Below are 25,062 nucleotides of genomic sequence, written 5' to 3'. Positions count from 1 at the left end.
CCGGCGGTCAGACCCGGCTGAGGCGCAGGACGGGACAGCCGCGTTCGAGGACCTGGGCGACGATGCGTCCGCTCGTGGCCGCTCCCATGCCGGGCAGCACGTCGGGCAGCCGCCCGGCGAGCTCCCGGGCGCCGGGGAGGCCGCCGTGCGGGGCGAAGGCCGGCACGGCCCGCTCCCGGGCGCCGTCCGGCAGCCGTGCGGCGTCCGTGGCCAGCACGAGCATCCGCTCCGGTCCGGGGCCCGACAGCGGGTAGGCCCACCACAGCACCTCGACCCGGCCGCCGGCGCCGCCGCGGTCGGCCCGCGCACGGCCCGACCGGGCGAAGCCGGGCGGCGGCGGGGCGTCGTGGGCCACCGTGCCCGTCAGGCCGCCGACCGCCCCGCCCACCGGCATGAGGTCGGCGGCGGCCCTGCCCACCGCCTCCTCGCCGCGCCGGCCGAAGAGTTCGCCCGCGCCCCCGCTCCAGTGCGTCACCACTCCCCCGGCGTCCACCACGACCACCGCGAGGGCGACCCGGCCGGGCGGCGGTGCGCCCCGCTGCCCGGGTGCCGCGGGATCGGACGTGCCACGGTCCATGGATGTCGCTCCTTCGCCCGCCGACGCGAGTTCTACCGACCAGTACCACCGTAGGGCCCCCTCCGGCGCGCCCACGCGGCAATCGCCGAACTGCCACGGCGCGCCGGGGCCGGACTACTGGTCGGCGTGGCCCAGTTGGAGGTCCCGCTCGGTGCGTCCGCCACCCGCCACCTGCAGCACCGTCGCCACCGGCGGGTAGCCGGCCGCCACGACCGTGTACTCGCCCGCCGACAGGTCGACGAAGCGGAAGGTCCCGTCCGCGCCGGTGATCGTGGAGTCCACCACGTTCCCGGCGGCGTCGAGCAGGGTGACCCGCGCGTCCTCGACCGGCCGTCCGCCGCCCGCCCGTACGGTACCCCGCAGCACGGCACCGCCCGCGAGTTCGATGTCCTGGCGGGTCTCGCGGGCCGACTGGACGGTCACCGGCAGCGCGGCGGGCCGGAAGGCGGGGGCGCTGGAGGCGAGGGTGTACTCGCCGGCGATGAGCTCGCCGATGACGTAGCCGCCGTCGTGCCCGGTGCGGGTGGAGGCGACGACCTCGCCGTGCACATTGGTCAGGGTGACCAGCGCCTCGCGCACCGGGGTGCCGTCGGCGGTGCGCACGGTCCCGGCCAGGCGGCCGGCGCCGCCGAGGATGACGTCGAGCTCGACGGGCCGCTCGCCGACGGTGACGGTGACGGCCTGCGGCTGGTGGCCGCCCGCGGCGGCGATCAGGACGTACGAGCCGGTGCCGGGGGTGCTCAGCGCGTACCGGCCGTCCTCGCCACTGGCGCCCCGGCCGATCTGGCGGCCCTGGATGTCGATGAGGGTCAGGGCGGCGCGCGGGACGGTGGTGCCGTCGTGGTGCTGGACGGCGCCGGTGACGGGGATGCCGGCGACGAAGAGCGGGGCGGCTGCGGGCGCGGGTTCGGCCGGTGGCGGGGCGGTGCGCGCGGACGGGATGGCGGCGGCCTCGGGGGCGTTGTGGGACACCAGTGGTTTCTCTTTCAGCAGGAAGGCGAGCACAAAGCCCACGATGAGCACCGGTACGAGGTAGAGGAAGATCCGCGGCATGGCCTCGGCGTAGGCCCGGACGTAGCCGTCGCGCAGCCCCGGGGGCAGGGCGTGCACCAGCTGCGGGGTGAGGGAGTCCGGGGCCGGCAGCCCGGCGCGGGGCGGGAGTTCGGCGGCCAGGGCGGCGGAGAGGCGGTGGGCGAAGAGGGTGCCGAAGACCGCCGCGCCGACCGAACCGCCGATCTGCCGGAAGTAGTTGTGGGCGCTGGTCGCCGTGCCGAGGTCGGCCGGGCGCACGGAGTTCTGCACGGCGAGGACCAGCACGGGCAGCGCGAGGCCGATGCCCACGCCCAGGATGGCCATCCAGAGGCTGTAGACGAGGCGGCCGGTCTGCGCGTCGAGGTGGGAGAGGAGGTACATGCCCTCGGCGGAGAGCGCGCCGCCGAGGATGGGCAGGAGTTTGTAGTGGCCCGTCCGGCTGATGAGGTGGCCCGCGACGAGCGAGGCGACGACGATGCCGCCCATCATGGGCAGCATCAGCAGCCCGGACGCGGTGGCGTCCACGCCGTCGACCATCTGCAGGAAGGTGGGCAGGTAGCTGGCGGCGCCGAAGAGGGCGACGCCGACGACGGCGCCGACGAGGGCGGTGACGGTGAAGACGGAGTCGCGGAAGAGGTGGGGAGGGATGATCGGTTCTGCGGCGAAGTGCTCGACGACGACGAACAGCAGCGCCGTGCCGATCGCTCCGGCGCCGAGCCCGAGGACCGTCCGGGACGTCCAGCCGTACTCCGTGCCGCCCCAGGTGGTCAGCAGCACCACGCAGGTGGAGGAGGCCGTCAGCAGCAGCGCGCCCAGGACGTCGAAGCGGGCGCGGCGGGGCGGCCTGGGCAGCTTGAGGCCGGCGGCGACGACGGCGAGCGTGAGGAGGCCGAAGGGGACGTTGACGTAGAAGCACCAGCGCCAGGTGGCGTGGTCGGTGCAGTAGCCGCCGAGCAACGGCCCTGCCACGGAGGCGAGTCCGTAGGCGGCGCTGATGACGCCCATGTAGCGGCCGCGTTCGCGGGCCGGGACGATGTCGGCGATGATCGCCTGGACGCCGATGAGCAGTCCGCCGGCGCCGGCGCCCTGGACGGCGCGGAAGATGACGAGCTGGTCCATCGTGCGGGACCAGCCGGCGAGTCCGGAGCCGGCGACGAAGACGACGATGGCGAAGACGAAGACCGTCTTGCGGCCCCAGAGGTCGCCGAGCTTGCCGTAGATCGGCAGGACGACGGTGGAGGTCAGCAGGTAGGCGGTGACCGCCCACGACATCCGCTCCAGGCCGTGCAGTTCGCCCACGATCTTCGGCAGGGCGGTGGCCACGACGGTCTGGTCGAGCGCCGCGAGCAGCAGGGTGAGCATGAGGCCGGCGAAGACCAGCCGCACTCTGGCGGGGGTGGGGGCCGGGATCCGGTCGGCCGGGGCGGGCGGTGAAGGCGGCAGGGCGAGCGTCCTGTCGCTCTTCTCCATGGTCTCGACGGTGGACCCGCCCACGTACAACTCCCCTCGTCGCGCCTGCGTTGCCGCCCATTTCTCGCATTACGCGACAACGGCCAGCAAGCGCGACGATTTGTGAGGGAGAGCCGAACGAGGCACTTTCTGCCGGTCGGAGGCGGTTTAGGCGCAGCGGTGCGGCGCCGGGAAAACCACTCGAACCGGTGAGCCCGGACCGGGGCGGTCCGGGCGGCCCCGACGGGTCAGGCGGCGCTCGGCTTCCCCTCGACCTCGGCGGCGAGGCGGGTCAGCACGGCGTCGTAGATGCGGCCGAGGCCCTTGGGGGCGAAGGTCCGCTCGAAGAAGCCGCCGATGCCGGTCGCGCCGGTCCAGGTGGTGGTGACGACGACCTTGGAGCTGCCCTCGCCGGCGGGGGTGACGGTCCAGGTGGTGACCATGGTGGAGTTGCGGTCCTTCTCGACCAGCTGCCCGGTGGAGGGCTCGGAGACCTCGAGCAGGCAGTCGCGGACGCGCTTGCTCGTGGCCTGCAGCTTCCAGTGCACCACGGTGCCCTCGCCGTCCCCGCCCTCGCGCACCTCGTACTCGCTGAAGTGCTCGGGCAGCAGCTTGGCCCGGGTGCCGCTGTAGTCGGCGAGCGCGTCGAAGACGTCCTCCGCTCCCGCCGCGATGATCCGCTCCGTGGTGGCCTCGACCTGGCCCATGGCTTGTTCCTCCGGGACGATGAAGAAAATCGGTGCTTGCCGTACCTGCGTGTGCCGGCCAAGCCAACCACCAACGCCACACCCGCCCAAATCCGGGGTCGCACCTTTTACGTACATACATACGTTCTTCTTTCGGTCGGACCGCACGCGCCGGCCGCGGGGTCGGGCGAGCTGTACGCCGTCCACGTCCGCCCGGACCTCATCGGCACCGGCGTCGGCCGCGCCCCGTGGCGGGCGGCGCTCGGGGGCGCGCGGCAGCGCGGGTACGCGCGCATGGCGCTGTGGGTACTGAAGGACAACGCGCACGCCCGTGCCGGAGGTGCGCTACGCGCTGGACCCGCTTCCCGCGCCCTGACGGCCGCCGCCCCGGCCGCCGAGCCTGGTCAGGGCCACGAGGGCGGCGGGGCGCAGGCGTTCGTGCTCGCGGGCTGCCACCAGTGCGGCCTCGGCGCGGCGGTCGCCGAGGACGCCCAGGCCCTCGACGCAGGCGCGGGCGACCGGCCAGCAGTGGTCGCGGGCCGCGAGCAGCCGCTCCAGGGTGGACAGCAGCGCCGGCACGGACTCGGGCGCGCGGAGCTCGGTGAGCAGGCGGACGGGGTACAGGGCGTAGGCGGTGCGCAGGGGGTTGGTGGCCAGCGCGGCGGCGGCGCGCGCCGTGCGCGGGTCGCGCAGGCGGGCCAGGGCGTGGGCGGCGGTGGCGCACCGCACGGGCTCGCGGTAGTTGAGGAGGAGGACGAGGGTCTCGAAGGCCCGCCGGTCGCCCTTGCCGCCGAGGACGAAGGCGGCGATCTCCCGGGCCCACAGGGGCTGTTCGGGGGCGGTCAGGACGCCGGCCAGTTCGTCGCGGGCGGCGCGGGTGTCGGTGCGCACGAGGGCGAGCAGTTTTTCGTACGCCGAGAACTCGGCCGGGGAGACCAGTTCGGCCCGTACCCGCTTCAGCAGCGCGCGGAATTCCTCTTCCATTTCCCGCTCTCCTCCCCGAGTGGCCTGCGCCACATGGTAAGTCGCCCGGCCGCCCCCTGGCGCTCTTGGTTACCGGTGGGTTAATCTCCCCGGCAAGAGCGGTACCACCGCTCCGACGGCCGGTGACGCGGCCGTGGAAGCGCCGGCCCCATGCGCCGGTTCGTCGGTTCGGCACCGAGTACGGCACGGCCCCGGGACAGGGCCCCGCCGGTCGCTCGACTCCCTCTCCGTGGACGCCACTTACCCGTCCGCGACAGCTCTCACGTCGCCGCCCCCTGCCCGGGGCCGCCAACCGCCGACTCCCCCGCGCGCTCCTCGCCCGGGGGACATTCCCTGGAGTTACGCGATGGACCGCACCTCCGCCTCTGAGCCGTCCCCTCCCCGCTCCGCCTCGTCCATCGGGACCGTCGCCGTGATCGGCCTCGGCACCATGGGCACCGGCATCGCCGAAGTGCTCACCCTCTCCGGCCGCGACGTCGTCGGCATCGACGTCAGTGACGCCGCCGCGCTGCGGGCCGGCGCGGCGCTGGAGGCCGCCACCGCCCGCGCGGTCGAGCGCGGCCGGATCACCGAGGCCGACCGCCGGGCCGCCCTGGGCCGCTTCCGCACCGCCCGCGAGCTGAGCGCGGCCGCCGGCGCCGACCTGGTGATCGAGGTCGTCCCCGAGGACTACGACCTCAAGCACGAGGTGTTCACCGCCCTCGACGCCGTCGTCCGCCCCGGCACCATCCTGGCGACCGGCACCAACGCGCTGTCGGTGACCCGGCTGGCCGCCGACTCCGCCCACCCCGAGCGCGTCCTGGGCCTGCACTTCTTCAACCCGGCGCCCGCGATGAAGCTCGTCGAGATCGTCTCCTCCGTGCTCACGGCGCCGGACGCGGTCGGGGCCGTCACCGAGCTCGCGCAGGAGCTGGGCAAGGAACCGGTCGCGGTCGGCGACCGCCCGGGGTTCGTGGCCGACGGGCTGCTGTTCGGCTATCTGAACCAGGCGGCCGCCATGTACGAGGCGCGCTACGCCACCCGGGAGGACATCGACGCGGCGATGCGGCTGGGCTGCGGGCTGCCGATGGGACCGCTGGCACTGCTGGACCTGATCGGCATCGACACCGCGCGCACGGTGCTGGAGGCGATGTACGCCGCCTCGCACGACCGGCTGCACGCGCCCGCGCCGGTGCTCGGCCAGCTCGCGGCCGCCGGCCTGACCGGCCGTAAGGCGGGCCGCGGTTTCTACACCTACGACGCCCCGGGCTCCGCCACCGTGGTGGCGGACGCGGACACCCCGCGCCCCGACGCCGGCGGGGCCGCGGTCCGCGAGGTGCGGTCGGTCGGGGTCGCGGGCTCGGGGACGATGGCGAGCGGGATCGCCGAGGTGTTCGCCAAGGCCGGGTATCCGGTGGTGCTCGCGGCGCGCTCGGTGGAGAAGGCGGAGGCGGCCAGGGCGCGCGTCGAGAAGTCCCTGGCGCGCTCGGTGGAGAAGGGCCGGCTGACGGCCGCCGAACGGGACACCGCGCTCGCCCTCCTCACCCCGGCGGGCTCGCTCGACGCGCTGGCGGAGGTGGACCTGGCCGTCGAGGCGGTGGCGGAGGACCTGGAGGTCAAGCGGCAGCTGTTCGCCACCCTCGACAAGGTCTGCAGGCCGGGCGCGGTGCTGGCCACCACCACCTCCTCGCTGCCCGTGGTCGCCATCGCCCGCGCCACCTCGCGGCCGCAGGACGTCATCGGCATGCACTTCTTCAACCCGGCGCCCGCGATGAAGCTCGTCGAGGTGGTCCGTACGGTCCTGACGGCCGACGACGCGCACGCCACCGTCCGCGCGGTGTGCGCGCGGGTCCGCAAGCACGCGGTGGACTGCGGTGACCGGGCGGGGTTCATCGTCAACGCCCTGCTGTTCCCGTACCTCAACAACGCCGTGAAGATGGTGGAGGAGCACTACGCGTCGCTGGACGAGATCGACGCGGCGATGAAGCTGGGCGGCGGCTATCCCATGGGCCCCTTCGAGCTGCTGGACGTCGTGGGCCTGGACGTCTCGCTGGCCATCGAGAAGGTGCTGCACCGCGAGTTCCGCGAGCCGGGACTCGCCCCCGCTCCGCTGCTGGAGCACCTGGTGGCGGCGGGGTGCCTGGGCCGCAAGACCGGGCGCGGCTTCCGCGAGTACGCGAAGGCCTGACCGGGCCGTGCCCGCAGATCAGGCGGGCTGGGGCGGACTGCTCGAACCGGCCGGCAGTCCGCCCCGGCACGCCCATACCACCGCGTGTTACGTTCCCCACATGTCCCAGCCCGCCAAGTCCGCCCGCGCGTCGCGCGGGGCCGCCACCACCGAGTCCGGGAGGGCCGAGGGCCCGAAGGCACCGAACGCCCCGAAGGGGGCCGGACCCGAGAGCGCCGGTTCCCGCCGCGCCGCCGCCCAACGGCTCACCATGCGGCGCAAACTCGCCGCGGCCGCCATGGAGTTGTTCGCGACCAAGGGCTACGAGGCGACCACCGTCGACGAGATCGCCGCCGCGGCCGGGGTCGCCCGCCGGACGTTCTTCCGCCACTTCCGCTCCAAGGAAGAGGCCATCTTCCCCGACCACGACGACACGCTCGTGCGTGCGGCGGGCGTGCTGGACGCCGCGCCGCCGCACGAGAACCCGCTGGACACCGTCTGCCGGGGCATCAAGGAGGTCATGCGGATGTACGCGGCCTCCCCGGCCGTCTCCGTCGAGCGCTACCGCCTGACCCGCGAGGTGCCCGCGCTGCGCGAGCGCGAGATCGCCTCGGTCGCCCGCTACGAGCGGCTGTTCACCCGCTATCTGCTGGGGCACTTCGACGAGAGCGCCCATCACGTGGGCGACGACGACCCGCTGCTCGCCGAGGTCGCCGCCTCGGCGGTGGTCACCGCGCACAACCACGTGCTGCGGCGCTGGCTGCGCAGCGGGGGCGAGGGCGATGTGGAGACGCAGCTGGACCACGCCTTCGCGATCGTGCGGGAGACGTTCGGCGCGGGCATCGGCTCGGGCCGCCCGGGCGCGGAGGAGGCGCAGCCGGCCTCGGCGCGGACCGAGGGCGAGGTGCTGGTGGCGGTGGCCCGTACGGACGCACCGCTGGACGAGGTCATGCGGGTGATCGAGAAGGCCCTCAAGAAGAAGTAGGGCAAAACCTCTTATATCTGGACAACGGCCGCCCCCTTGGGGCGGCCGTTGTTGCTCATACGTGCCCTCGAGATGACATCTGAGAGAAATTGTTGGCACCCAGTGTCTTGTCGAGTGGCACGCGGTGCCATACCTTGTGGGTGTCCGGGCGGCCGGCACGCAGACATACCAACGTCGTGTGCCGGCTGTCCCCACAAGCGATTTGTGCGCCCGGATGCCTGCGTCACCAGGCCCCTCGAGCGCTCACCCGCGCCGCCGAGCACCACCCGCGCACCACCCGCCGAACCGACGGCACCACCGCTTCACCATCCCCCGACGTTCCCTCAAGCCCGTTCCCCGACGTGCTTCGCCGGAGGCAATCCGTGAACCAGATACTCGACGCCATCCTCGCGTCGGACACCAGCCCCCAGGACTTCGCCGCCCTGCCGGTCCCCGAGTCGTACCGCGCGGTCACCGTGCACAAGGACGAGGCGGAGATGTTCGCAGGGCTCACCACCCGCGAGAAGGACCCCCGCAAGTCGCTGCACGTGGAGGAGGTGCCGGTGCCCGAACTGGGCCCCGGCGAGGCACTCGTGGCCGTCATGGCCAGCTCCGTGAACTACAACTCGGTCTGGACCTCGATCTTCGAGCCGGTCTCGACCTTCGCCTTCCTCGAGCGCTACGGCAAGCTCTCCCCGCTCGGCAAGCGGCACGACCTGCCGTACCACGTCATCGGCTCCGACCTGGCGGGCGTGGTGCTGCGCACCGGCCCCGGCGTCAACGCCTGGCGGCCCGGCGACGAGGTCGTCGCCCACTGCCTGTCGGTGGAACTGGAGTCCGCCGACGGGCACAACGACACCATGCTGGACCCGGAGCAGCGGATCTGGGGCTTCGAGACCAACTTCGGCGGCCTGGCGGAGATCGCGCTGGTGAAGTCCAACCAGCTGATGCCCAAGCCCCGCCACCTGAGCTGGGAGGAGGCCGCGGCCCCCGGCCTGGTCAACTCCACCGCCTACCGCCAGCTGGTCTCCCGCAACGGCGCCGGGATGAAGCAGGGCGACAACGTCCTGATCTGGGGCGCGAGCGGCGGACTCGGTTCGTACGCCACGCAGTTCGCGCTCGCCGGCGGGGCGAACCCCATCTGCGTGGTCTCCAGCGAGCAGAAGGCGGAGATCTGCCGGCGGATGGGCGCCGAGGCGATCATCGACCGCAGCGCGGAGGGCTACAAGTTCTGGAAGGACGAGCACCACCAGGACCAGCGCGAGTGGAAGCGGTTCGGCAAGCGCATCCGCGAGCTGACCGGCGGCGAGGACGTGGACATCGTCTTCGAGCACCCGGGCCGCGAGACCTTCGGTGCCTCGGTGTACGTCACCCGCAAGGGCGGCACGATCGTCACCTGCGCCTCGACCTCCGGCTACAACCACGAGTACGACAACCGCTACCTGTGGATGTCCCTCAAGCGCATCGTGGGCTCGCACTTCGCCAACTACCGCGAGGCGTGGGAGGCCAACCGCCTCGTCGCCAAGGGGAAGATCCACCCCACCCTGTCGAAGACCTACGCCCTCGCCGACACCGGCCAGGCCGCGTACGACGTCCACCGCAACCTCCACCAGGGCAAGGTCGGCGTGCTCTGCCTGGCGCCGGAGGAGGGCATGGGGGTGCGCGACGAGGAGATGCGGGCCGAGCACATCGACGCCATCAACCGCTTCCGGAATGTGTGAGCATCGTCTATGACTGAGCGTCAGAAGGATCGTCCGTGGCTGATGCGGACGTACGCCGGGCACTCCACGGCCGAGGCGTCCAACGAGCTGTACCGGCGCAACCTCGCCAAGGGGCAGACCGGCCTCTCGGTCGCGTTCGACCTCCCGACGCAGACCGGATACGACCCCGACCACGTCCTCGCCCGCGGCGAGGTCGGGCGGGTCGGGGTCCCGGTCGCCCATCTCGGCGACATGCGGCGGCTGTTCCAGGACATCCCGCTGGAGCGGATGAACACCTCCATGACCATCAACGCCACGGCCATGTGGCTGCTGGCGATGTACCAGGTGGTCGCCGAGGAGCAGGGCGCGGACGTGGCCGCGCTGCAGGGGACGACGCAGAACGACATCGTCAAGGAGTACCTCTCGCGCGGGACGCACGTCTTCCCGCCGGGCCCCAGCCTGCGGCTGACCACGGACATGATCACCTACACGGTGAACCACATCCCCAAGTGGAACCCCATCAACATCTGCAGCTACCACCTGCAGGAGGCGGGGGCCACCCCGGTCCAGGAGATCTCCTACGCGATGTCCACCGCGATCGCCGTGCTCGACGCGGTGTTCGCCTCCGGACAGGTGCCCGAGGAGCGCAGGGGCGACGTCGTCGCCCGCATCTCGTTCTTCGTCAACGCCGGCGTCCGGTTCATCGAGGAGATGTGCAAGATGCGCGCCTTCGGCCGCATCTGGGACCGCATCACCCGTGAGCGCTACGGCATCGAGAACCCCAAGCAGCGCCGCTTCCGCTACGGCGTCCAGGTCAACTCCCTCGGCCTGACCGAGGCCCAGCCGGAGAACAACGTCCAGCGCATCGTCCTGGAGATGCTGGCCGTCACCCTCTCCAAGGACGCCCGCGCCCGCGCCGTGCAGCTGCCCGCCTGGAACGAGGCGCTGGGCCTGCCCCGCCCCTGGGACCAGCAGTGGTCGCTGCGCATCCAGCAGGTCCTCGCGCACGAGAGCGACCTGCTGGAGTACGAGGACATCTTCGAGGGCTCGCACGTCGTCGAGGCCAAGGTCGCCGCCCTGGTCGAGGAGTGCCTCGCCGAGATCGCCCGGATCCAGGAGATGGGCGGGGCGATGGCGGCCGTGGAGTCCGGCTACCTCAAGTCGCAGCTGGTCTCCTCGCACGCCGAGCGGCGGGCCCGCATCGAGGCCGGCGAGGAGAGGATCGTCGGCGTCAACTGCTACGAGTCCACCGAGCCCAACCCGCTCACCGCCGACCTCGACACCGCCATCATGACCGTCGACCCGGCGGGCGAGGCCCGGGTCGTCGCCGCCCTGCACTCCTGGCGCGACGAGCGCGACGAGACCCGCGCCCAGGAGGCGCTGTCGGACCTGAAGAAGGCCGCGGCGGGCTCGGACAACCTGATGGCCCCCACCCTGGAGTGCGTACGCGCCGGCGTGACGACCGGCGAGTGGTCCTGGGCGCTGCGGGACGTCTTCGGCGAGTTCCGCGCCCCCACGGGCGTCAGCGGCGCCCCGCTGGCCGTGACCGCCGAGGCGGGCACGCCGCTGGCGGCCGTACGGACCAAGGTCGCCCGCACCGCCGAGGAGCTGGGCACCGGCAGGCTGCGGCTGCTGGTGGGCAAGCCCGGCCTGGACGGGCACTCCAACGGCGCCGAGCAGATCGCCGTACGGGCCCGCGACGCCGGGTTCGAGGTGGTCTACCAGGGCATCCGGCTCACCCCCGAACAGATCGTCTCGGCGGCCGTCGCCGAGGACGTGCACTGCGTGGGCCTGTCCATCCTCTCCGGCTCGCACGCCGAGCTCGTCCCCGACGTGCTGGCCCGGCTGCGCGCGGCGGGGGCGCGGGACGTGCCCGTCATCGTCGGTGGCATCATCCCGTCGGCCGACGCGACCGCCCTGCGGGCGGCCGGAGTGGCCGCGGTCTTCACCCCGAAGGACTTCGGCATCACGGAGATCATCGGCCGTATCGTCGACGAGATCCGCACAGCGAACCAGCTCGACCCCCTGGAGGTCACCGCATGACCGGCACCACCCCCGTCGTCAACCGGCTGCGCCCGCGTCGCTCCTGCCTCGCCGTCCCCGGCAGCAACCCGCGCTTCCTGGAGAAGGCCCAGGGCCTCCCCGCCGACCAGGTCTTCCTGGACCTGGAGGACGCGTGCGCGCCGCTGGCCAAGGAGGGCGCCCGGCACACGATCGTCGACGCGCTCAACAACGGCGACTGGACGGGCAAGACCAGGGTCGTCCGGGTCAACGACTGGACCACGCACTGGACGTACCGCGACGTGATCACGGTCGTCGAGGGCGCCGGCCCCAACCTCGACTGCATCATGCTGCCCAAGGTGCAGGACGCCCAGCAGGTGATCGCGCTGGACCTGCTGCTGACGCAGATCGAGAAGACGATGGGCTTCGAGGTCGGCCGCATCGGCATCGAGGCGCAGATCGAGAACGCCAAGGGCCTGGTCAACGTCGACGAGATCGCCGCCGCGTCGCCGCGCCTGGAGACGATCATCTTCGGCCCGGCCGACTTCATGGCCTCGATCAACATGAAGTCGCTGGTCGTCGGCGAGCAGCCGCCCGGCTACCCGGCGGACGCCTACCACTACATCCTCATGCGGATCCTGATGGCCGCCCGCGCCCACGACCTGCAGGCCATCGACGGCCCGTACCTGCAGATCAAGAACGTGGACGGCTACAAGGAGGTCGCTGGCCGGGCCGCGGCGCTGGGCTTCGACGGCAAGTGGGTGCTGCACCCGGGCCAGGTGGAGGCCGCCAACGAGGTCTTCTCGCCCTCGCAGGACGACTACGACCACGCCGAGCTGATCCTGGACGCGTACGACTGGTGCACCTCCGAGGCGGGCGGCAAGAAGGGCTCGGCCATGCTCGGCGACGAGATGATCGACGAGGCGAGCCGCAAGATGGCGCTGGTCATCGCCGGCAAGGGGCGGGCGGCCGGGATGACCCGTACGTCCAAGTTCGAGATCCCGGAGGCGTGAGCGCGATGCGATTCGGCCGCACCTTCGAAGAGTTCACCGTGGGCGACGTCTACAAGCACTGGCCCGGGAAGACGGTCACGGAATACGACGACCACCTCTTCTGCCTGCTCACGATGAACCACCACCCGCTGCACATGGACAGCAATTACGCCGAGAAGACGACGGACTTCGGCAAGAACGTGGTAGTGGGCAACTACATCTACTCCCTGCTGCTGGGCATGTCCGTGCCCGACGTCTCGGGCAAGGCGATCGCCAATCTCGAGGTCGAGTCGCTGAAGCACATCGCGCCGACCTTCCACGGCGACACGATCTACGGCGAGACGAAGGTGCTCGACAAGACGCCCTCGAAGTCGAAGAGCGACCGCGGGATCGTGTACGTCGAGACCATCGGCTACAAGCAGGACGGCACCGTCGTCTGCGTCTTCCGGCGCAAGGTGATGGTCCCCACCGCCACATACGTCAAGGAGCGCGGCGGGGAGCAGCCCGGCCGCCCCGAGCCGATCATCCGGGAGAAGTGAGCATGGGCCGCCTGGCGCAGACCGAAGGGCTGACGGACGTCCAGCGGGAAATCCTCGCGACCGTCCGTGAATTCGTCGACAAGGAGATCATCCCGGTCGCCACCGAGCTGGAGCACCGCGACGAATACCCCACCCGGATAGTTGAGGGACTGAAAGAACTCGGCCTGTTCGGCCTGATGATCCCCGAGGAGTACGGCGGGCTGGGTGAGTCTCTTCTCACATACGCGCTGTGCGTCGAGGAGATCGCCCGCGGCTGGATGAGTGTGTCGGGAATCATCAATACGCATTTCATCGTGGCCTACATGCTCAAGCAGCACGGCACCCAGGAGCAGAAGGACCACTTCCTGCCGCGGATGGCGGCCGGCGAGGTCCGGGGCGCGTTCTCGATGTCGGAGCCGGGGCTCGGCTCGGATGTGTCGGCCATCACCTCCAAGGGCGTGCGGGACGGCGAGCACTTCCTGCTGACCGGCCAGAAGATGTGGCTGACCAACGGCGGCTCCTCGACGCTGGTGGCGGTGCTGTGCCGGACGGAGGAGGGGCACCCCGCGGGCACCGCGCCGCACAAGTCCATGACCACCTTCCTGATCGAGAAGGAGCCCGGGTTCGGGCAGGTCAAGCCGGGTCTGACCATCCCCGGCAAGATCGAGAAGATGGGCTACAAGGGCGTCGACACCACCGAACTGATCATGGACGGCCTGCGCGTTCCGGCCGACCGGGTCCTGGGCGGGGCCACCGGCCGCGGCTTCTACCAGATGATGGACGGCGTCGAGGTGGGCCGGGTGAACGTCGCCGCGCGTGGTTGCGGCGTCGCGCAGCGTGCCTTCGAACTGGGTGTTTCCTACGCCCAGCAGCGTCATACCTTCGGAAAAGCCATCGCCCAGCATCAGGCCATTCAGTTCAAACTGGCAGAAATGGCCACAAAGGTCGAAGCGGCCCATGCGATGATGGTGAACGCGGCACGCAAGAAGGACTCGGGTCAGCGCAACGACCTCGAGGCCGGAATGGCCAAGTACCTGGCCTCCGAGTACTGCAAGGAGGTCGTCGAGGATGCCTTCCGCATCCACGGCGGCTACGGCTTCTCGAAGGAGTACGAGATCGAGCGTCTCTACCGGGAGGCGCCGATGCTCCTGATCGGTGAAGGTACGGCCGAGATCCAGAAAATGATCATCGGGCGCCGCTTGCTCGAGGAGTACCGAATCCCCGGGTAATTGTCCGGCTTAGGGAGATTTGGCGGCTTTACAACAGAGAAGAAGATCACACACTGTCATCACTGTTCGGCCATCGACTGGCCCTGGCGCTTAGCCAGTTGCCACCCGCAACCGATACCATCCCGGAAAGCCGCCGTCCCCCGATCGTTCGCGGCCCCCTCCGCTACGAAGGTCACCCATGCCCCACAGCTCTTCCTCTGCACCTCGCGTCAGCCTCCGCGGCGTACGCCTCGCGCGCGGAGCATCGCCGTGGCTCCTGCCGACCGTCGCCACCGCAGCGGTCAGCCTCACCCAGGCCCGCCGTTCCGGCCGCTGGGCGGCGCTGGCCGTGCCCACCACCGCGCTGGCGGCGGGCATGCTGTGGTTCTTCCGCGACCCCGATCGTGAGATCGCCCAGGGCCGGGTCATCTCCCCGGCCGACGGCGTGGTGCAGAGCATCATGCCGTGGAAGGACGGACGAACCCGCGTCGCGATCTTCATGAGCCCGCTCAACGTCCACGTCAACCGCGCTCCGATGTCCGGCACGGTCACGTCCGTCGAGCACATCGCGGGCGGGTTCGTTCCGGCCTTCAACAAGGAGAGCGAGAACAACGAGCGCGTCGTCTGGCACTTCGACACCGAGCTCGGTGACATCGAGATGGTCCAGATCGCCGGCGCCGTCGCCCGCCGCATCGTGCCGTACATCGGCGCGGACACCAAGGTGGAGCAGGGCGACCGGATCGGCCTGATCCGGTTCGGCTCGCGCGTCGACATCTACCTCCCCGAGGGCGTCGAGGTCGCGGTCGAGGTCGGCCAGGCCACCACGGCAGGGGTGACCCGCCTTGACCGTGATTGAGCCGGACACCCAGGCCGCCTGGGTTCCCGAGGCGGACGCCGACGACACGGACGACATGCCCCTGTCCACCCGGCTGTCGATAGCGGACACCCTCACCCTGGGTAACGCGATCTGCGGGTTCATGGCGGTGTACTTCACCACCACCGGCGTCCTCATCCCCCACCTCACGGGGAACGAGGACGGCGGCATGGCCCGCCACAGCGCGGCCACGGCCGTGATACTGATGCTGCTCGCGTCGGTCTTCGACCTCTTCGACGGGCTCGTGGCGCGCAAGCTGCGCAGCTCGGCGATGGGCGCGGAGCTGGACAACCTCTCGGACCTGATCAGCTTCGGCCTGGCCCCGGCGTACTTCGTGGTCGTCTGGGGCATGGTCGCCGACGACGCCCACCAGCGGGTGTCGGCGGTCGCCGCGATCGTGGTGCTGCTGGCGGTCGTCCTGCGGCTGGCGCGCTTCTCGTGCGTACCGATGCGGGACGGCATCTTCCAGGGCATGCCGAGCCCCTTCGGGGCGCTCACGGTCGTCTCGATCGTGCTGCTCGAGCTGCCCTTCGTGCCGACGCTGCTCGCGATCATGGGCGTGGCGTGGCTGATGGTCAGCCGGGTCGAGTACCCCAAGCCGCGCGGGCCGCTAGCGGTGGCCATGCTCAGCTGGATCGTGCTCAGCATGGGCCTGCTGGCCGCCTGGGCCTTCGACGCGCCCGGCGGTGAGCTCCTGCTCCAGACGGGCTGCGCCCTGCAGGTCGTCCTGGGCGCGGTGATCCCGCTCTTCGCCACGGCGCGCCGGGTGAACACCTTCCGCGACAACCGCCGCGAGGCGCGGGCCGCGCAGCTGCCGTAGCGCTGCGCGCGGCTTCGAGTGAACGGCGTGGGGCCCGGGCGAATCGCCCGGGCCCCACGCCGTTGGCGTGTGGGATCAGCCGAGGTAGTCGTGCGCGATCCGCTCGGCCGTCAGCTCCAGCAGCGGCCCGGCCGCGGCCACGCATCGCGCCACGTCCGGCTCCAGGTCCGTCAGGGCGTACGCGCGCTCGATGCCCGCGCCCGCCAGCGCGGGCGCGTCGAGGGCCAGCCGGCCGCAGACGGCCACCACCGGCGTGCCGGAGGCGGCGCGGGCGACGCCCACCGGCGCCTTGCCGTGCAGCGTCTGCTCGTCGAGCGAGCCCTCGCCGGTGATGACCAGGCCGGCGTCCCGCAGCGCGGCCTCGAAGCCCAGGACCTCGAGCATCACCTCGATGCCCGGCCGGAAGGCCGCCCCCAGCCCGGCCAGGGCGCCGTAGCCCAGGCCGCCCGCCGCCCCGGCGCCGGGCGCCCCGGCGAGCCTGCCGCCGTCCAGCACGCGGGCGTAGTGGGCGAGCGCGGCGTCCAGGACCGTGACGTCCCCGGGTGAGGCGCCCTTCTGCGGCCCGTACACCGCCGCGGCCCCACGCCTGCCCGTGAGCGGGTTGTCGACGTCGCTCGCGAGCACGAGGGACGTACGGGCCAGCCGGGCGTCGAGCGTGGACAGGTCGGCGCTGTGCAGCGCCGTGAGGGCCCCGCCGCCCGGCGCCAGGGGATGCCCCTCCGCGTCGAGCAGCCGTGCGCCGAGCGCCGCGAGCATTCCCGCCCCGCCGTCGGTGGTGGCGCTGCCGCCCACGCCCAGCACGATCGTGCGCGCCCCGGCGTCCAGCGCGGCCCGCAGCAGCTCCCCCGTGCCGTACGTCGTGGCCGTGAGCGGTGCGAGGGCGCCGCCCGGCAGGAGGCGCAGCCCCGAGGCCTCGGCCATCTCCACGACGGCCGTGCCGTCGGCCGCCCGCAGCGCGTACGCCGCGTCCACGGGCTCGCCCACCGGGCCGGTCACCCGCGCCGCGCGCCGTTCGAACCCGGCGGCCAGCGCGGCGGCGACCGTGCCGTCCCCGCCGTCCGCGACGGGCAGCGCGGTCACGGCCGCGTCCGGCACGACGCGCCGCAGCCCGGCGCTCACGTGCCGGGCGACCTCGAGTGCCGTCAGGGACCCCTTGAACTTGTCCGGGGCCACCAGTACGCGTCGTCCGCGTGCCGTCTCCGCCATGTGCGTCCCCTCACCTCTTCATCGGGCACTGCCCCGTCGCGCCGCCGTGACCCTACCCGGGGGACGCAGACGCCGCCCATGCCCCGGAGGCGGCGTGCCACCCCGGTCGAACCGGTCGTTCCCGGCCATAGTGGGGCGTCATGAGCACCGAGAGCACTGATGTGCGCACGCCGGGGGACGAGCCGCCTGACATGCCGCTGGTCGCCATCGGCGGGGCCGCGGTCCTGGCGGTGGTCGCGTGGGCGGCGCTGGGCAAGCACTCGTTCGACCGGGTGTCGACGACGGCCCTGAGCTGGGTGCTGTCCAATTTCGCCTGGCTCTTCGTGATCGCGGCGGATGTCTTCCTGGTGCTGTGCGTGGTGATCGCCGTCAGCCGCTACGGGCGGATCAGGCTCGGTGCGGACGACTCCTCGCCCGAGTTCGGCAATCTCGCGTGGATCGCGATGATGTTCAGCGCCGGCATGGGCATCGGCCTGATGTTCTACGGGGTCGGGGAGCCGCTGCAGCACTTCGTCGTCCCGCCGCCGGGCAGCGGCGTGCCTCCCGGCACCCCCGCGGCCGCCCGTACGGCCCTGGAGTACTCCTTCTTCCACTGGACCCTGCACCCCTGGGCGATCTACGGCATGGCGGGCCTGGCGCTGGCCTACGCGGGCTTCCGCAAGGGCCGCGGCAACCGCCTCAGCTCCGCCTTCGTCCCGCTGCTCGGCGAGGAGCGGGCGGCCGGCTGGCCCGGGCGGGTCATCGACCTGCTGGCCGTCTTCGCCACGGTCTTCGGCACCGCGACCAGCCTGGGCCTGGGCGCGCTGCAGGTCTCCAAGGGACTGAACATCACCACCGGCGTCGAGGACTCCACCGCGCTGGAGCTGATCATCATCGCGTCGCTGTCGGCGGCGTTCGTGCTCTCGGCCTTCTCGGGGCTGCACAAGGGCGTGAAGTGGCTGAGCACCCTCAACATCGCGCTGGCCGCCTGCCTGATGCTCTTCGTCTTCCTCCTGGGCCCCACCGTCTTCGTCCTCAACACCATCCCGGCGGCCACCGGCGGCTACCTCCACGACCTCATGGTCATGGCCACCCGCACCGGAGCGTTCACCGACTCGGCGTGGCTGGGCGCGTGGACGATCTTCTACTGGGCGTGGTGGCTGTCCTGGGCCCCGTTCGTCGGCACGTTCATCGCCCGCATCTCCCACGGCCGGACGATCCGCGAGTTCCTCATCGGCGTCCTGCTGGTGCCCAGCGGGGCGACGGTGGTGTGGTTCTGCGTGATGGGCGGCAGCGCGCTGCGGCTGGAGATGACCGGGACCGCCGACATGGCCGGGACCGTCCGGCAGGGCGCGGAGGCGTCGCTGTTCGCGCTGCTGGACACCCTGCCGCTGGCCACGCTCGCCTCGTGGATCGCGATGGCGCTGGTGATGACGTACTTCATCACCAGCGCGGACTCCGCGTCGCTGGTGATGGGATCGCTCTCCAGCCGCGGCGCGCTGCACCCGCGCACCTGGCTGGTGGTGACGTGGGGCGTGCTGATGGCGGCGGTGGCGGCCGTGCTGCTGGTGGCGGGCGGCCTGAAGTCGCTGCAGTCGGCGACGATCCTGGTGGCGCTGCCGTTCGTGCTGGTGATGCTGGCCCTGTGCTGGTCGCTGCTGACGGAGCTGCGCACCGACCCGGGTGCCGGCCCCGCCCGGCACCACGCCCTGCACGGGCTGGGGGACGCGCTGCGCACGATGGTCGGCGAGGCGCTGACCGAGCACGGTCCGGTGCGCCATCCCCGGCTGCGCCGGGTGGCGGAGAGCGCGCGGGAGCGGGGCGAGGACACCGACGAGGGCGGCGGAGGGGGCACCCGCGGCTGACGGCCGGCGGGACCCGACCCCGCCGGCCGTAGGAACGGCCCGCTAGAACAGGCGCCCGTCGTCGGCCGGCACGCCGCCGCCTTCGAAGGCCAGCAGCTGCCGCTTGCGGTCCAGGCCACCGCCGTAGCCGGTGAGGCTGCCGTTGGAGCCGATGACGCGGTGACAGGGCACGATGATGCTGATGGGGTTCTTGCCGTTCGCCAGGCCGACCGCGCGGGAGGCGCTCGGGGAGCCGATGCGGGCGGCGAGCTCGCCGTAGCTGATCGTCTCGCCGTAGGGGATCCGCCGCAGCTCGTCCCAGACCCGCTGCTGGAACGGCGTGCCCGCCAGGCGGAGCGGGAGGTCGAAGTCGGTCGCCTCGCCCGCGAAGTAGGCGGTCAGCTGCCGGACCGCCTCCGGGAACGGCCCGTCGTCGTCCCGCTCCCCGAAGGTCTCCTCGGGCGGCAGGTGGCGATGGCCGACCATGTACAGGCCGCACAGGACGCCGTCGGCGGCGACGAGGGTCAGCGGCCCGTAGGGACTGTCGACGACGGTGTGAACACGGGTGGAGTCGGTGCGCATGGTTCCAGGATGATGCCTGGGGGCGGCGGGCGGCTGGCGGATTTCGGACATCGTCCCTGCCGTCACTCCTCCCCCGTCCCGCCCCGGCACTTCACGGCCGTCTCACGCCTCGCGCAGCCGTCGCCACACCGCCTTCGCGGCGTGGTACCCGGACATCCCGTGCACCCCCGGCCCGGGCGGCGTGGCGGAGGAGCACAGGAACACGGCGGGATGCGCCGTGGCGTACGGCACGCGCGCCAGCTTGGGACGGATGAGCAGCCGCAGCCCCGCCACCGAGCCGGTCGCGATGTCACCGCCGACGTAGTTGGGGTTGCGCGCGGCGAGCTCCGGCGGCCCCGCCGTGGCCCGCGCCAGGACCCGGTCGCGGAAGCCCGGCGCGAAGCGCTCGATCTGCCGCTCGACGACCTCGGTGGCGTCGCCCTCCCACGCGCTCGGCACGTGTCCGTACACCCAGAAGGTGTGCTTGCCCTCCGGGGCCCGGCTGGGGTCCACGACGCTGGGCTGGGAGGTGATGAGGAAGGGCACGGACGGGTCGTGGCCGGCGATGGCGGCGTCCAGGGCGGCGCCGATCTCCTCGTAGGTGGGGCCGATGTGGATCGTGCCGGCCCGGCGCGCGGGCTCGGCGGTCCAGGGCACCGGGCCGTCCAGCGCGTAGTCGATCTTGAAGACGCTGGGGCCGTAGCGGAAGTGCGCGTAGGCGTTGCCGAGGCCCGCGATGCGGGCGAGCGCGGTCGGCGAGGTGTCGAAGACGAAGGCGCGGGCGGGCGGCAGGTCGTCGAGGTGCTTGACCTCGAAGCCGGTGTGGATCGTGCCGCCGAGCTCGCGCAGGTACGAGGCGAGGGCGTCGGCGATCGCCTGCGAGCCGCCCCTGGGGACGGGCCAGCCGCACTCGTGGGCGGCGAGGGCGAACATCAGCGCCATGCCGCCGATCCCGAAGCCGCCGAGCGGCGCGATGCCGTGGGCGGCCAGCCCCGCGAAGAGGCCCCGGGCCTTGGCGTCCCGGAACCGGGTCTTGGTCAGCAGGGTCGCCGACTGGGCGGCGACCAGGCCGAAGCGCGCGTACGTGACCGGGTCGGCCGGCAGCCCGTCCCACTGGGTGCGCAGGAAGTCCGCGGCGAGGGTGTCCCACTTGCCGTGGAAGGGCGCCACGAGCCGGCGGTAGGCGCCCGCGTCGCGCGGGCCCAGCGAGGCGGCCGTCTCGCCGACGTGCCGGGAGAGGACCGCGGCCGTGCCGTCGGGGAAGGGGTGGGCCATCGGCAGGCCGGGGTGGAGCCACTCGAGGCCGTGCCGGTCCAGCGGCATGGCGCTGAGGGCGGGTGAGCGCACGGCGAGGGGGTGCACGGCGGAGCACGGGTCGTGCCGGAAGCCGGGGAGGGTCAGCTCCTCGGTGCGGGCGCCGCCGCCGACGGCGTCGGCGGCCTCGTACACCTCGACGGACAGGCCTCGGCGGGCCAGTTCCACTGCGGCGGTCAGCCCGTTGGGCCCCGCTCCCACGACGACCGCGTCGAGCATGGTGGCCACCGGACGGACTCCCCTCGTCGTCTCACGACCCGCCGGACGCTCCGTCAGATCGGCCGGCGGATGCCAGCAGGCCCAGGATATGCCGCAGGGTCGGCTCGTCCCGCGCCGCGCTGAACGGCAGGGTGTTGCCGCCCGCGATGCGGAAGGGCTCGCCGGCGACGGTCCCGCTCGCGCCGCCCGCCTCGGCGACCAGCAGCAGCCCGGCGGCGTGGTCCCAGGCGTTCTCCCAGGAGAAGGCCAGGGCGTCGAGCCGGCCCTGGGCCACGTGCAGGTACTCCAGGCCCGCCGAGCCGCAGGGGCGCGGGGCGATGCCCTCCGTCAGCAGCGCCGCCAGGACGCGCTTCTCCTCGTCGGTGGTGAAGTCGTAGTGCGATATGGCCACTTCCAGGTCGCGGCCCGGCTCGGGCGAACCGCAGCGCAGCGCCTCGCCGTTGAGCGTCGCCCCGCCGCCGCGGCGGGCGATCGCCATCTGGTCCAGGGCGGGGGCGTACGTCCACGAGGCGAGCAGCTCGCCGTGGTGGGCGAGGCAGACCAGGGTGGCGAAGCCGGCGTCGCCGTTCACGAACTGCCGGGTGCCGTCGACCGGGTCGACGATCCAGACCGGGGCGTCGCCGCGCAGCGCGCGCAGCACGCCCGGGTCCGCGTAGACGCCCTCCTCGCCGACGACGACCGAGCCGGGCAGCAGGGCGGTGAGCGCGGCCGTCAGGTGCTCCTCGGCGCGCCGGTCGGCGACGGTCACCAGGTCGTAGGGGCCGTTCTTCTCGACGATCTCGTCCGTCGCGAGCTGCCGGAAGCGCGGCATGATCTCGGCGGCGGCCGCCTTGCGGACCGCCTCCTCGACCTCGGCCAGCTGCCCGGCGAGGAACGCGTCGACCGTGGGAACCATGTGAGCCATATGGACATCGAACCACGTCACACCGACATGCGGTGGTGCGGTGGTGGCCTCCCGGCGACATCGCGGTGAACGCCTGGGCGCGCAGCGCGCCGGCCCGGCCTCACCGCCCGGCCGCGTACCCCTGCATGCCGCGCGGATTGGCGGCCGCCGACAGCAGCCCGCTCTCCGGGTCGCGCGCCACCGCGCACAGCCGGCCCTCGGACCACGGGCCGCCGACCGTGACGTCGTGCCCGCGGCGGCGCAGCCCGGCGATCACGCGCTCCCCGATCCGGGACTCGACGGTGACGCTGCCCGGGTGGGCCGCGCGGGGGTGGAAGGAGGAGGGGAAGCCGCTCTGGTGCCAGTTCGGGGCGTCGATCGCGCCCTGCAGGTCAAGGCCGCCGCGGACCGGCGGGCGCAGGGCGACGGCGAGGAGGAAGTGCAGCTGCCACTGGTCCTGCTGGTCCCCGCCCGGGGTGCCGAAGGCCATGACCGGCTCGCCGCCGCGCAGGGCCAGCGAGGGGCTGAGCGTGGTGCGCGGCCGGCGGCCGGGGGTGAGGGAGCCGGGCAGGCCGGGCTCCAGCCAGGTCATCTGCAGGCGGGTGCCGAGGGGGAAGCCGAGGCCGGGGACGACGGGGTTGGACTGCAGCCAGCCGCCGCTGGGCGTCGCGGAGATCATGTTTCCCCAGCGGTCGACGACGTCGAGGTGGCAGGTGTCCCCGTGGGTCGCGCCGTTCGCGGCGACGGTCGGTTCGCCGGAGCCGGGCACGGCCGGGGCGGGCGCGGCGGCGTCGCCCAGGGCGTGGCGGGCGAGGCGCGGGGTGCGGCCGTCCGGGCTGCCGGGGCGCAGGGCGTACGAGGCGGTGTCGCCGATCAGCTCGCGCCGGGCGGCGTTGTAGCCGTCCGAGAGCAGGGCGCGCAGCGGTACGTCGCCGGTGGCGTCGCCGTACCAGGCCTCGCGGTCGGCCATGGCGAGCTTGCCGCCCTCGACGAGCGTGTGGACGTACTCGGACGTCCCGTACTCCGGCAGGCTGCCGGGCAGCAGGGCGAGTTGCTGGGCCAGGACCGGGCCCTGCGACCAGGGGCCCGGCTTGCAGACGGTCCAGCCGTTCCAGTCGTGGGTGACGGGGTCCTCGTAGTGGGCGCGGTGGCGGGCGAGGTCGTCGCCGGTGAGGGTGCCGGCGTGGCGCTCGCCGGAGGTGTCCAGGGTGGGGCGGGCGGCGGCCCGGGCGAGCGCCTCGGCGATGAAGCCCTCGCGCCAGACGCGGCGCGCGGCGTCGATGACGGCCTCGCGGCCGCGGCCGGCCGCCGACGCCTCGGACAGCAGCCGGCGCCAGGTGGCGGCGAGGGCCGGGTTGCGGTGCGGCCGGCCGGGGGCCGGCGGGCGGCCGCCGGGCAGGTACAGGGCGGCGGAGGCCGCCCACTCCGGCTCGGTGGCGAACAGCCCGCGCACGGCCTCCACGGTGCGGGCGAGCTGCTCGACGGGCGGGTGGCCGTGTTCCGCGTAGCCGATGGCGGGGGCCAGGACGTCGGCGAGCGGCCTGGTGCCGTGATCGCGCAGGAGCAGCATCCAGGCGTCGAACGCGCCGGGGACCGCGGCGGCCAGCGGGCCGGTGCCGGGGACGAGGTCGAGGCCGAGCGAGGTGTAGTGCGCGATGTCCGCCCCGGCGGGCGCGGGGCCCTGCCCGCACAGCACCCGCACGGGACCGCCGGCCGGGGCGATCAGGGCGGGCACTTCGCCGGCCGGCCCGTTCAGATGGGGCTCGACCACGTGCAGGACGAAGCCGGCGGCCACGGCCGCGTCGAAGGCGTTGCCCCCGCCCTCCAGCAGGGCCATCGCGGACTGCGAGGCCAGCCAGTGGGTGGAGGACACCATGCCGAAGGTGCCCTGGAGCGTGGGGCGTGTGGTGAACATGCCGTCCAGCGAGGCGGATCCCCGGCCGTCGCGCAAGGCCGCGCGGCGATCGCCGCGGAGTTACGGTGGATTCCGCCGTCGGCCGGGTGAGCCGACGGGAGAAACGAAGCTGGAGGGTGCGCCGTGCACGGTGAATACAAGGTGCCGGGCGGCACCGGGCCCTGAAGGGCGCCCCGGCCGACACCCCGGCCCCGCAGCTCGCGGCCCGGATCGACGCGGCGCTGCCCGAGGGGGCGGTGCTGTTCGGCTTCGCCTCGGAGGCCGTGGGAATCGCGGTGCGCCGGGCCCTGGCGAACGCGGCCGACTGGACCGACTACGACTGGGAGCTCATCCACGACGGTCCGCAGTCGCCCGCCCTGCACATGGCCCTCGACGAGGTCCTGACGGCCGAGGTCGCGGCCGGGCGGCGGGCGCCGGCGCTGCGCAGCCCCTCCACGACGGCGTGCCAGTGTGACTAGCTTTCGGAACCCCGTCGGTCCAAGACCCGAGAACTTCTTGACGCACTTCGGGTCACCTGCTGAGACCACCCCACACATGCCCTGACCAACAGCATCACGCACCAGGCGTTACGGGACAGCCTTTAGTTGTGACCGAAACGGCGCTCCCCACGCTTACGGGCAACATTCTCCGGATCGGCCTCGGCCGCTTGCTTCGCCTGGGCTTCCATCGCCGACTGCTGTTTCTGCTGCTGATCACGCTCGGCCTGTACGGCAGCCTTCTGCTGCTGGTCGCGGTTCCCCTTCTCGGCCATGGTGCCTCCTGGAGGCTAGGGGCTAGGGCCGTTGTCAGGCTCACACACTCCAGCAGAGACCGCATCTCGGATCAATGCCGTGCGCAACCTCACGCCACCACTGGACAAATCATGGAACGGCCATAGTCAATCCTCGACCTCCTCCATGCGGCAAATTCACAAAATTGGTGAGGGGGTTGAGCTATGCGTGCCCTTGCAGAGCTGAATTCCCCATCGGCAGTTGTCGCCTTTGCTGGAGGGGGGAGAGCGGGTCTGCGGTCGGGGGACCGGAGGACATGCCGCCCCGGGTCACACTGTGCCAACCGCAGGCCCGGCGCGCACAGTGGAGACGTGGACCTACGGGTCGGCGCTTTCACAACCGTGATAGCGCCCCTGCCAACTTCGCTGGATATACCGGGCTCGGTCATCCGATTGGGTCAGTCAACGCCGCGTTCCACGT

20 protein-coding genes and 2 pseudogenes are annotated in these 25,062 nt (G+C 72.6%); 12 read left to right on the top strand and 10 right to left on the bottom strand.

What is annotated here, in order from left to right; genetic code table 11:
- Nucleotides 1-7: 7 nt before the first annotated feature.
- From IE295_RS02030 to IE295_RS02020, 3 genes are all read right to left on the bottom strand, one after another.
- The gene (locus IE295_RS02030) at nt 8-577 is read right to left on the bottom strand and encodes a hypothetical protein (protein ID WP_190061650.1); all 570 of its coding nucleotides are present in this window, start codon (nt 575-577) and stop codon (nt 8-10) included.
- A 114-nt stretch (nt 578-691) separates the two neighbouring features.
- Nucleotides 692-3,079 (bottom strand): MFS transporter, encoded by a 2,388-nt coding sequence (locus tag IE295_RS02025; protein WP_190062361.1) that lies wholly within the window; start codon nt 3,077-3,079, stop codon nt 692-694.
- Between the two features lie 227 nt (nt 3,080-3,306).
- A complete protein-coding gene (locus tag IE295_RS02020; protein ID WP_190061649.1) occupies nt 3,307-3,765 on the bottom strand; it encodes an SRPBCC family protein in 459 nt (152 codons plus the stop codon).
- Between IE295_RS02020 and IE295_RS34370 the strand changes: the two are divergent.
- Nucleotides 3,655-4,020, top strand: a pseudogene (locus IE295_RS34370) (hypothetical protein); the annotation flags it as partial. The gene IE295_RS02020 and the pseudogene IE295_RS34370 overlap by 111 nt on opposite strands.
- A 69-nt stretch (nt 4,021-4,089) precedes the next feature.
- Here IE295_RS34370 and IE295_RS02015 read toward each other — a convergent pair.
- Complete coding sequence (locus IE295_RS02015) at nt 4,090-4,728, bottom strand: HEAT repeat domain-containing protein (RefSeq protein ID WP_190061648.1); 639 nt, start codon at nt 4,726-4,728, stop codon at nt 4,090-4,092.
- A gap of 346 nt (nt 4,729-5,074) precedes the next feature.
- On the opposite strand from IE295_RS02015, the gene IE295_RS02010 reads away from it, so the two are divergent.
- The 9 genes from IE295_RS02010 to pssA all read left to right on the top strand — a co-directional run bounded on the left by IE295_RS02010 (nt 5,075) and on the right by pssA (nt 15,951).
- Nucleotides 5,075-6,895: a 3-hydroxyacyl-CoA dehydrogenase family protein gene (locus IE295_RS02010; protein ID WP_190061647.1), complete on the top strand. Its 1,821-nt coding sequence runs from the start codon at nt 5,075-5,077 to the stop codon at nt 6,893-6,895.
- 100 nt (nt 6,896-6,995) lie between these two features.
- A complete protein-coding gene (locus tag IE295_RS02005) occupies nt 6,996-7,859 on the top strand; it encodes a TetR family transcriptional regulator (protein WP_190061646.1) in 864 nt (287 codons plus the stop codon).
- Between the two features lie 362 nt (nt 7,860-8,221).
- Nucleotides 8,222-9,559: a crotonyl-CoA carboxylase/reductase gene (gene ccrA / locus IE295_RS02000; RefSeq protein WP_190061645.1), complete on the top strand. Its 1,338-nt coding sequence runs from the start codon at nt 8,222-8,224 to the stop codon at nt 9,557-9,559.
- A gap of 9 nt (nt 9,560-9,568) precedes the next feature.
- Nucleotides 9,569-11,581, top strand: coding sequence for an ethylmalonyl-CoA mutase (locus IE295_RS01995; protein ID WP_190061644.1), 2,013 nt, complete (start codon nt 9,569-9,571; stop codon nt 11,579-11,581).
- Nucleotides 11,578-12,552: an HpcH/HpaI aldolase/citrate lyase family protein gene (locus IE295_RS01990; RefSeq protein ID WP_190061643.1), complete on the top strand. Its 975-nt coding sequence runs from the start codon at nt 11,578-11,580 to the stop codon at nt 12,550-12,552. Before IE295_RS01995 ends, IE295_RS01990 begins: the two co-directional genes overlap by 4 nt.
- Nucleotides 12,553-12,557: 5 nt before the next feature.
- The gene (locus tag IE295_RS01985) at nt 12,558-13,070 is read left to right on the top strand and encodes a MaoC family dehydratase (protein WP_190062360.1); all 513 of its coding nucleotides are present in this window, start codon (nt 12,558-12,560) and stop codon (nt 13,068-13,070) included.
- Between the two features lie 2 nt (nt 13,071-13,072).
- Nucleotides 13,073-14,278 carry an acyl-CoA dehydrogenase family protein gene (locus IE295_RS01980; protein ID WP_190061642.1) on the top strand — a complete coding sequence of 402 codons (1,206 nt, stop codon included), beginning with the start codon at nt 13,073-13,075 and terminating at the stop codon, nt 14,276-14,278.
- Nucleotides 14,279-14,456: 178 nt separating this feature from the next.
- The gene (locus tag IE295_RS01975; protein WP_190061641.1) at nt 14,457-15,113 is read left to right on the top strand and encodes a phosphatidylserine decarboxylase; all 657 of its coding nucleotides are present in this window, start codon (nt 14,457-14,459) and stop codon (nt 15,111-15,113) included.
- Nucleotides 15,100-15,951: a CDP-diacylglycerol--serine O-phosphatidyltransferase gene (pssA, locus tag IE295_RS01970; RefSeq protein WP_190061640.1), complete on the top strand. Its 852-nt coding sequence runs from the start codon at nt 15,100-15,102 to the stop codon at nt 15,949-15,951. Before IE295_RS01975 ends, pssA begins: the two co-directional genes overlap by 14 nt.
- A gap of 75 nt (nt 15,952-16,026) precedes the next feature.
- On the opposite strand, the gene IE295_RS01965 is transcribed toward pssA, so the two are convergent.
- Nucleotides 16,027-17,157, bottom strand: coding sequence for a glycerate kinase (locus tag IE295_RS01965; protein ID WP_190061639.1), 1,131 nt, complete (start codon nt 17,155-17,157; stop codon nt 16,027-16,029).
- Nucleotides 17,158-17,297: 140 nt separating this feature from the next.
- Here IE295_RS01965 and IE295_RS01960 point away from each other — a divergent pair, with 140 nt between their 5' ends.
- Nucleotides 17,298-19,001 (top strand): BCCT family transporter, encoded by a 1,704-nt coding sequence (locus IE295_RS01960; RefSeq protein ID WP_190061638.1) that lies wholly within the window; start codon nt 17,298-17,300, stop codon nt 18,999-19,001.
- Nucleotides 19,002-19,043: 42 nt separating this feature from the next.
- Here the strand turns inward: IE295_RS01960 and IE295_RS01955 are convergent, their stop codons facing one another.
- From IE295_RS01955 to IE295_RS01940, 4 genes are all read right to left on the bottom strand, one after another.
- Nucleotides 19,044-19,562: a methylated-DNA--[protein]-cysteine S-methyltransferase gene (locus tag IE295_RS01955; RefSeq protein WP_190061637.1), complete on the bottom strand. Its 519-nt coding sequence runs from the start codon at nt 19,560-19,562 to the stop codon at nt 19,044-19,046.
- 102 nt (nt 19,563-19,664) lie between these two features.
- On the bottom strand, nt 19,665-21,074 hold the full coding sequence (locus tag IE295_RS01950; RefSeq protein ID WP_190062359.1) for a phytoene desaturase family protein: 1,410 nt from the start codon (nt 21,072-21,074) through the stop codon (nt 19,665-19,667).
- A 31-nt stretch (nt 21,075-21,105) separates the two neighbouring features.
- Nucleotides 21,106-21,978 (bottom strand): inositol monophosphatase family protein, encoded by an 873-nt coding sequence (locus IE295_RS01945; RefSeq protein ID WP_224322960.1) that lies wholly within the window; start codon nt 21,976-21,978, stop codon nt 21,106-21,108.
- Nucleotides 21,979-22,078: 100 nt separating this feature from the next.
- The gene (locus IE295_RS01940) at nt 22,079-23,872 is read right to left on the bottom strand and encodes a gamma-glutamyltransferase family protein (protein WP_190061636.1); all 1,794 of its coding nucleotides are present in this window, start codon (nt 23,870-23,872) and stop codon (nt 22,079-22,081) included.
- A gap of 152 nt (nt 23,873-24,024) precedes the next feature.
- Here IE295_RS01940 and IE295_RS01935 point away from each other — a divergent pair.
- Nucleotides 24,025-24,297, top strand: a pseudogene (locus IE295_RS01935) (lipoate--protein ligase family protein); the annotation flags it as partial.
- A 155-nt stretch (nt 24,298-24,452) separates the two neighbouring features.
- On the opposite strand, the gene IE295_RS01930 reads toward IE295_RS01935, so the two are convergent.
- Nucleotides 24,453-24,623: a hypothetical protein gene (locus IE295_RS01930; protein ID WP_190061635.1), complete on the bottom strand. Its 171-nt coding sequence runs from the start codon at nt 24,621-24,623 to the stop codon at nt 24,453-24,455.
- Nucleotides 24,624-25,062: the final 439 nt, after the last annotated feature.

Source organism: Streptomyces griseocarneus (assembly GCF_014655595.1).
Taxonomy (GTDB): domain Bacteria; phylum Actinomycetota; class Actinomycetes; order Streptomycetales; family Streptomycetaceae; genus Streptomyces; species Streptomyces griseocarneus.
The sequence above is the reverse complement of the archived record's forward strand: the minus strand, read 5'-3'. Positions and strand labels throughout refer to the sequence as shown.

Coding starts and splice junctions, on each gene's coding strand:
- IE295_RS02015 (WP_190061648.1), bottom strand. CDS start 4,728: ATGGAAGAGGAATTCCGCGCGCTGCTGAAGCGGGTACGGGCCGAACTG.
- IE295_RS01960 (WP_190061638.1), top strand. CDS start 17,298: ATGAGCACCGAGAGCACTGATGTGCGCACGCCGGGGGACGAGCCGCCT.
- IE295_RS01980 (WP_190061642.1), top strand. CDS start 13,073: ATGGGCCGCCTGGCGCAGACCGAAGGGCTGACGGACGTCCAGCGGGAA.
- IE295_RS01945 (WP_224322960.1), bottom strand. CDS start 21,978: ATGGCTCACATGGTTCCCACGGTCGACGCGTTCCTCGCCGGGCAGCTG.
- IE295_RS01985 (WP_190062360.1), top strand. CDS start 12,558: ATGCGATTCGGCCGCACCTTCGAAGAGTTCACCGTGGGCGACGTCTAC.
- IE295_RS02020 (WP_190061649.1), bottom strand. CDS start 3,765: ATGGGCCAGGTCGAGGCCACCACGGAGCGGATCATCGCGGCGGGAGCG.
- IE295_RS02010 (WP_190061647.1), top strand. CDS start 5,075: ATGGACCGCACCTCCGCCTCTGAGCCGTCCCCTCCCCGCTCCGCCTCG.
- IE295_RS01990 (WP_190061643.1), top strand. CDS start 11,578: ATGACCGGCACCACCCCCGTCGTCAACCGGCTGCGCCCGCGTCGCTCC.
- IE295_RS01965 (WP_190061639.1), bottom strand. CDS start 17,157: ATGGCGGAGACGGCACGCGGACGACGCGTACTGGTGGCCCCGGACAAG.
- IE295_RS01955 (WP_190061637.1), bottom strand. CDS start 19,562: ATGCGCACCGACTCCACCCGTGTTCACACCGTCGTCGACAGTCCCTAC.
- IE295_RS02025 (WP_190062361.1), bottom strand. CDS start 3,079: ATGGAGAAGAGCGACAGGACGCTCGCCCTGCCGCCTTCACCGCCCGCC.
- IE295_RS01995 (WP_190061644.1), top strand. CDS start 9,569: ATGACTGAGCGTCAGAAGGATCGTCCGTGGCTGATGCGGACGTACGCC.
- IE295_RS02005 (WP_190061646.1), top strand. CDS start 6,996: ATGTCCCAGCCCGCCAAGTCCGCCCGCGCGTCGCGCGGGGCCGCCACC.
- IE295_RS01975 (WP_190061641.1), top strand. CDS start 14,457: ATGCCCCACAGCTCTTCCTCTGCACCTCGCGTCAGCCTCCGCGGCGTA.
- IE295_RS01940 (WP_190061636.1), bottom strand. CDS start 23,872: ATGTTCACCACACGCCCCACGCTCCAGGGCACCTTCGGCATGGTGTCC.
- IE295_RS02030 (WP_190061650.1), bottom strand. CDS start 577: ATGGACCGTGGCACGTCCGATCCCGCGGCACCCGGGCAGCGGGGCGCA.
- IE295_RS01930 (WP_190061635.1), bottom strand. CDS start 24,623: ATGGCCGAGAAGGGGAACCGCGACCAGCAGCAGAAGGCTGCCGTACAG.
- IE295_RS01950 (WP_190062359.1), bottom strand. CDS start 21,074: ATGCTCGACGCGGTCGTCGTGGGAGCGGGGCCCAACGGGCTGACCGCC.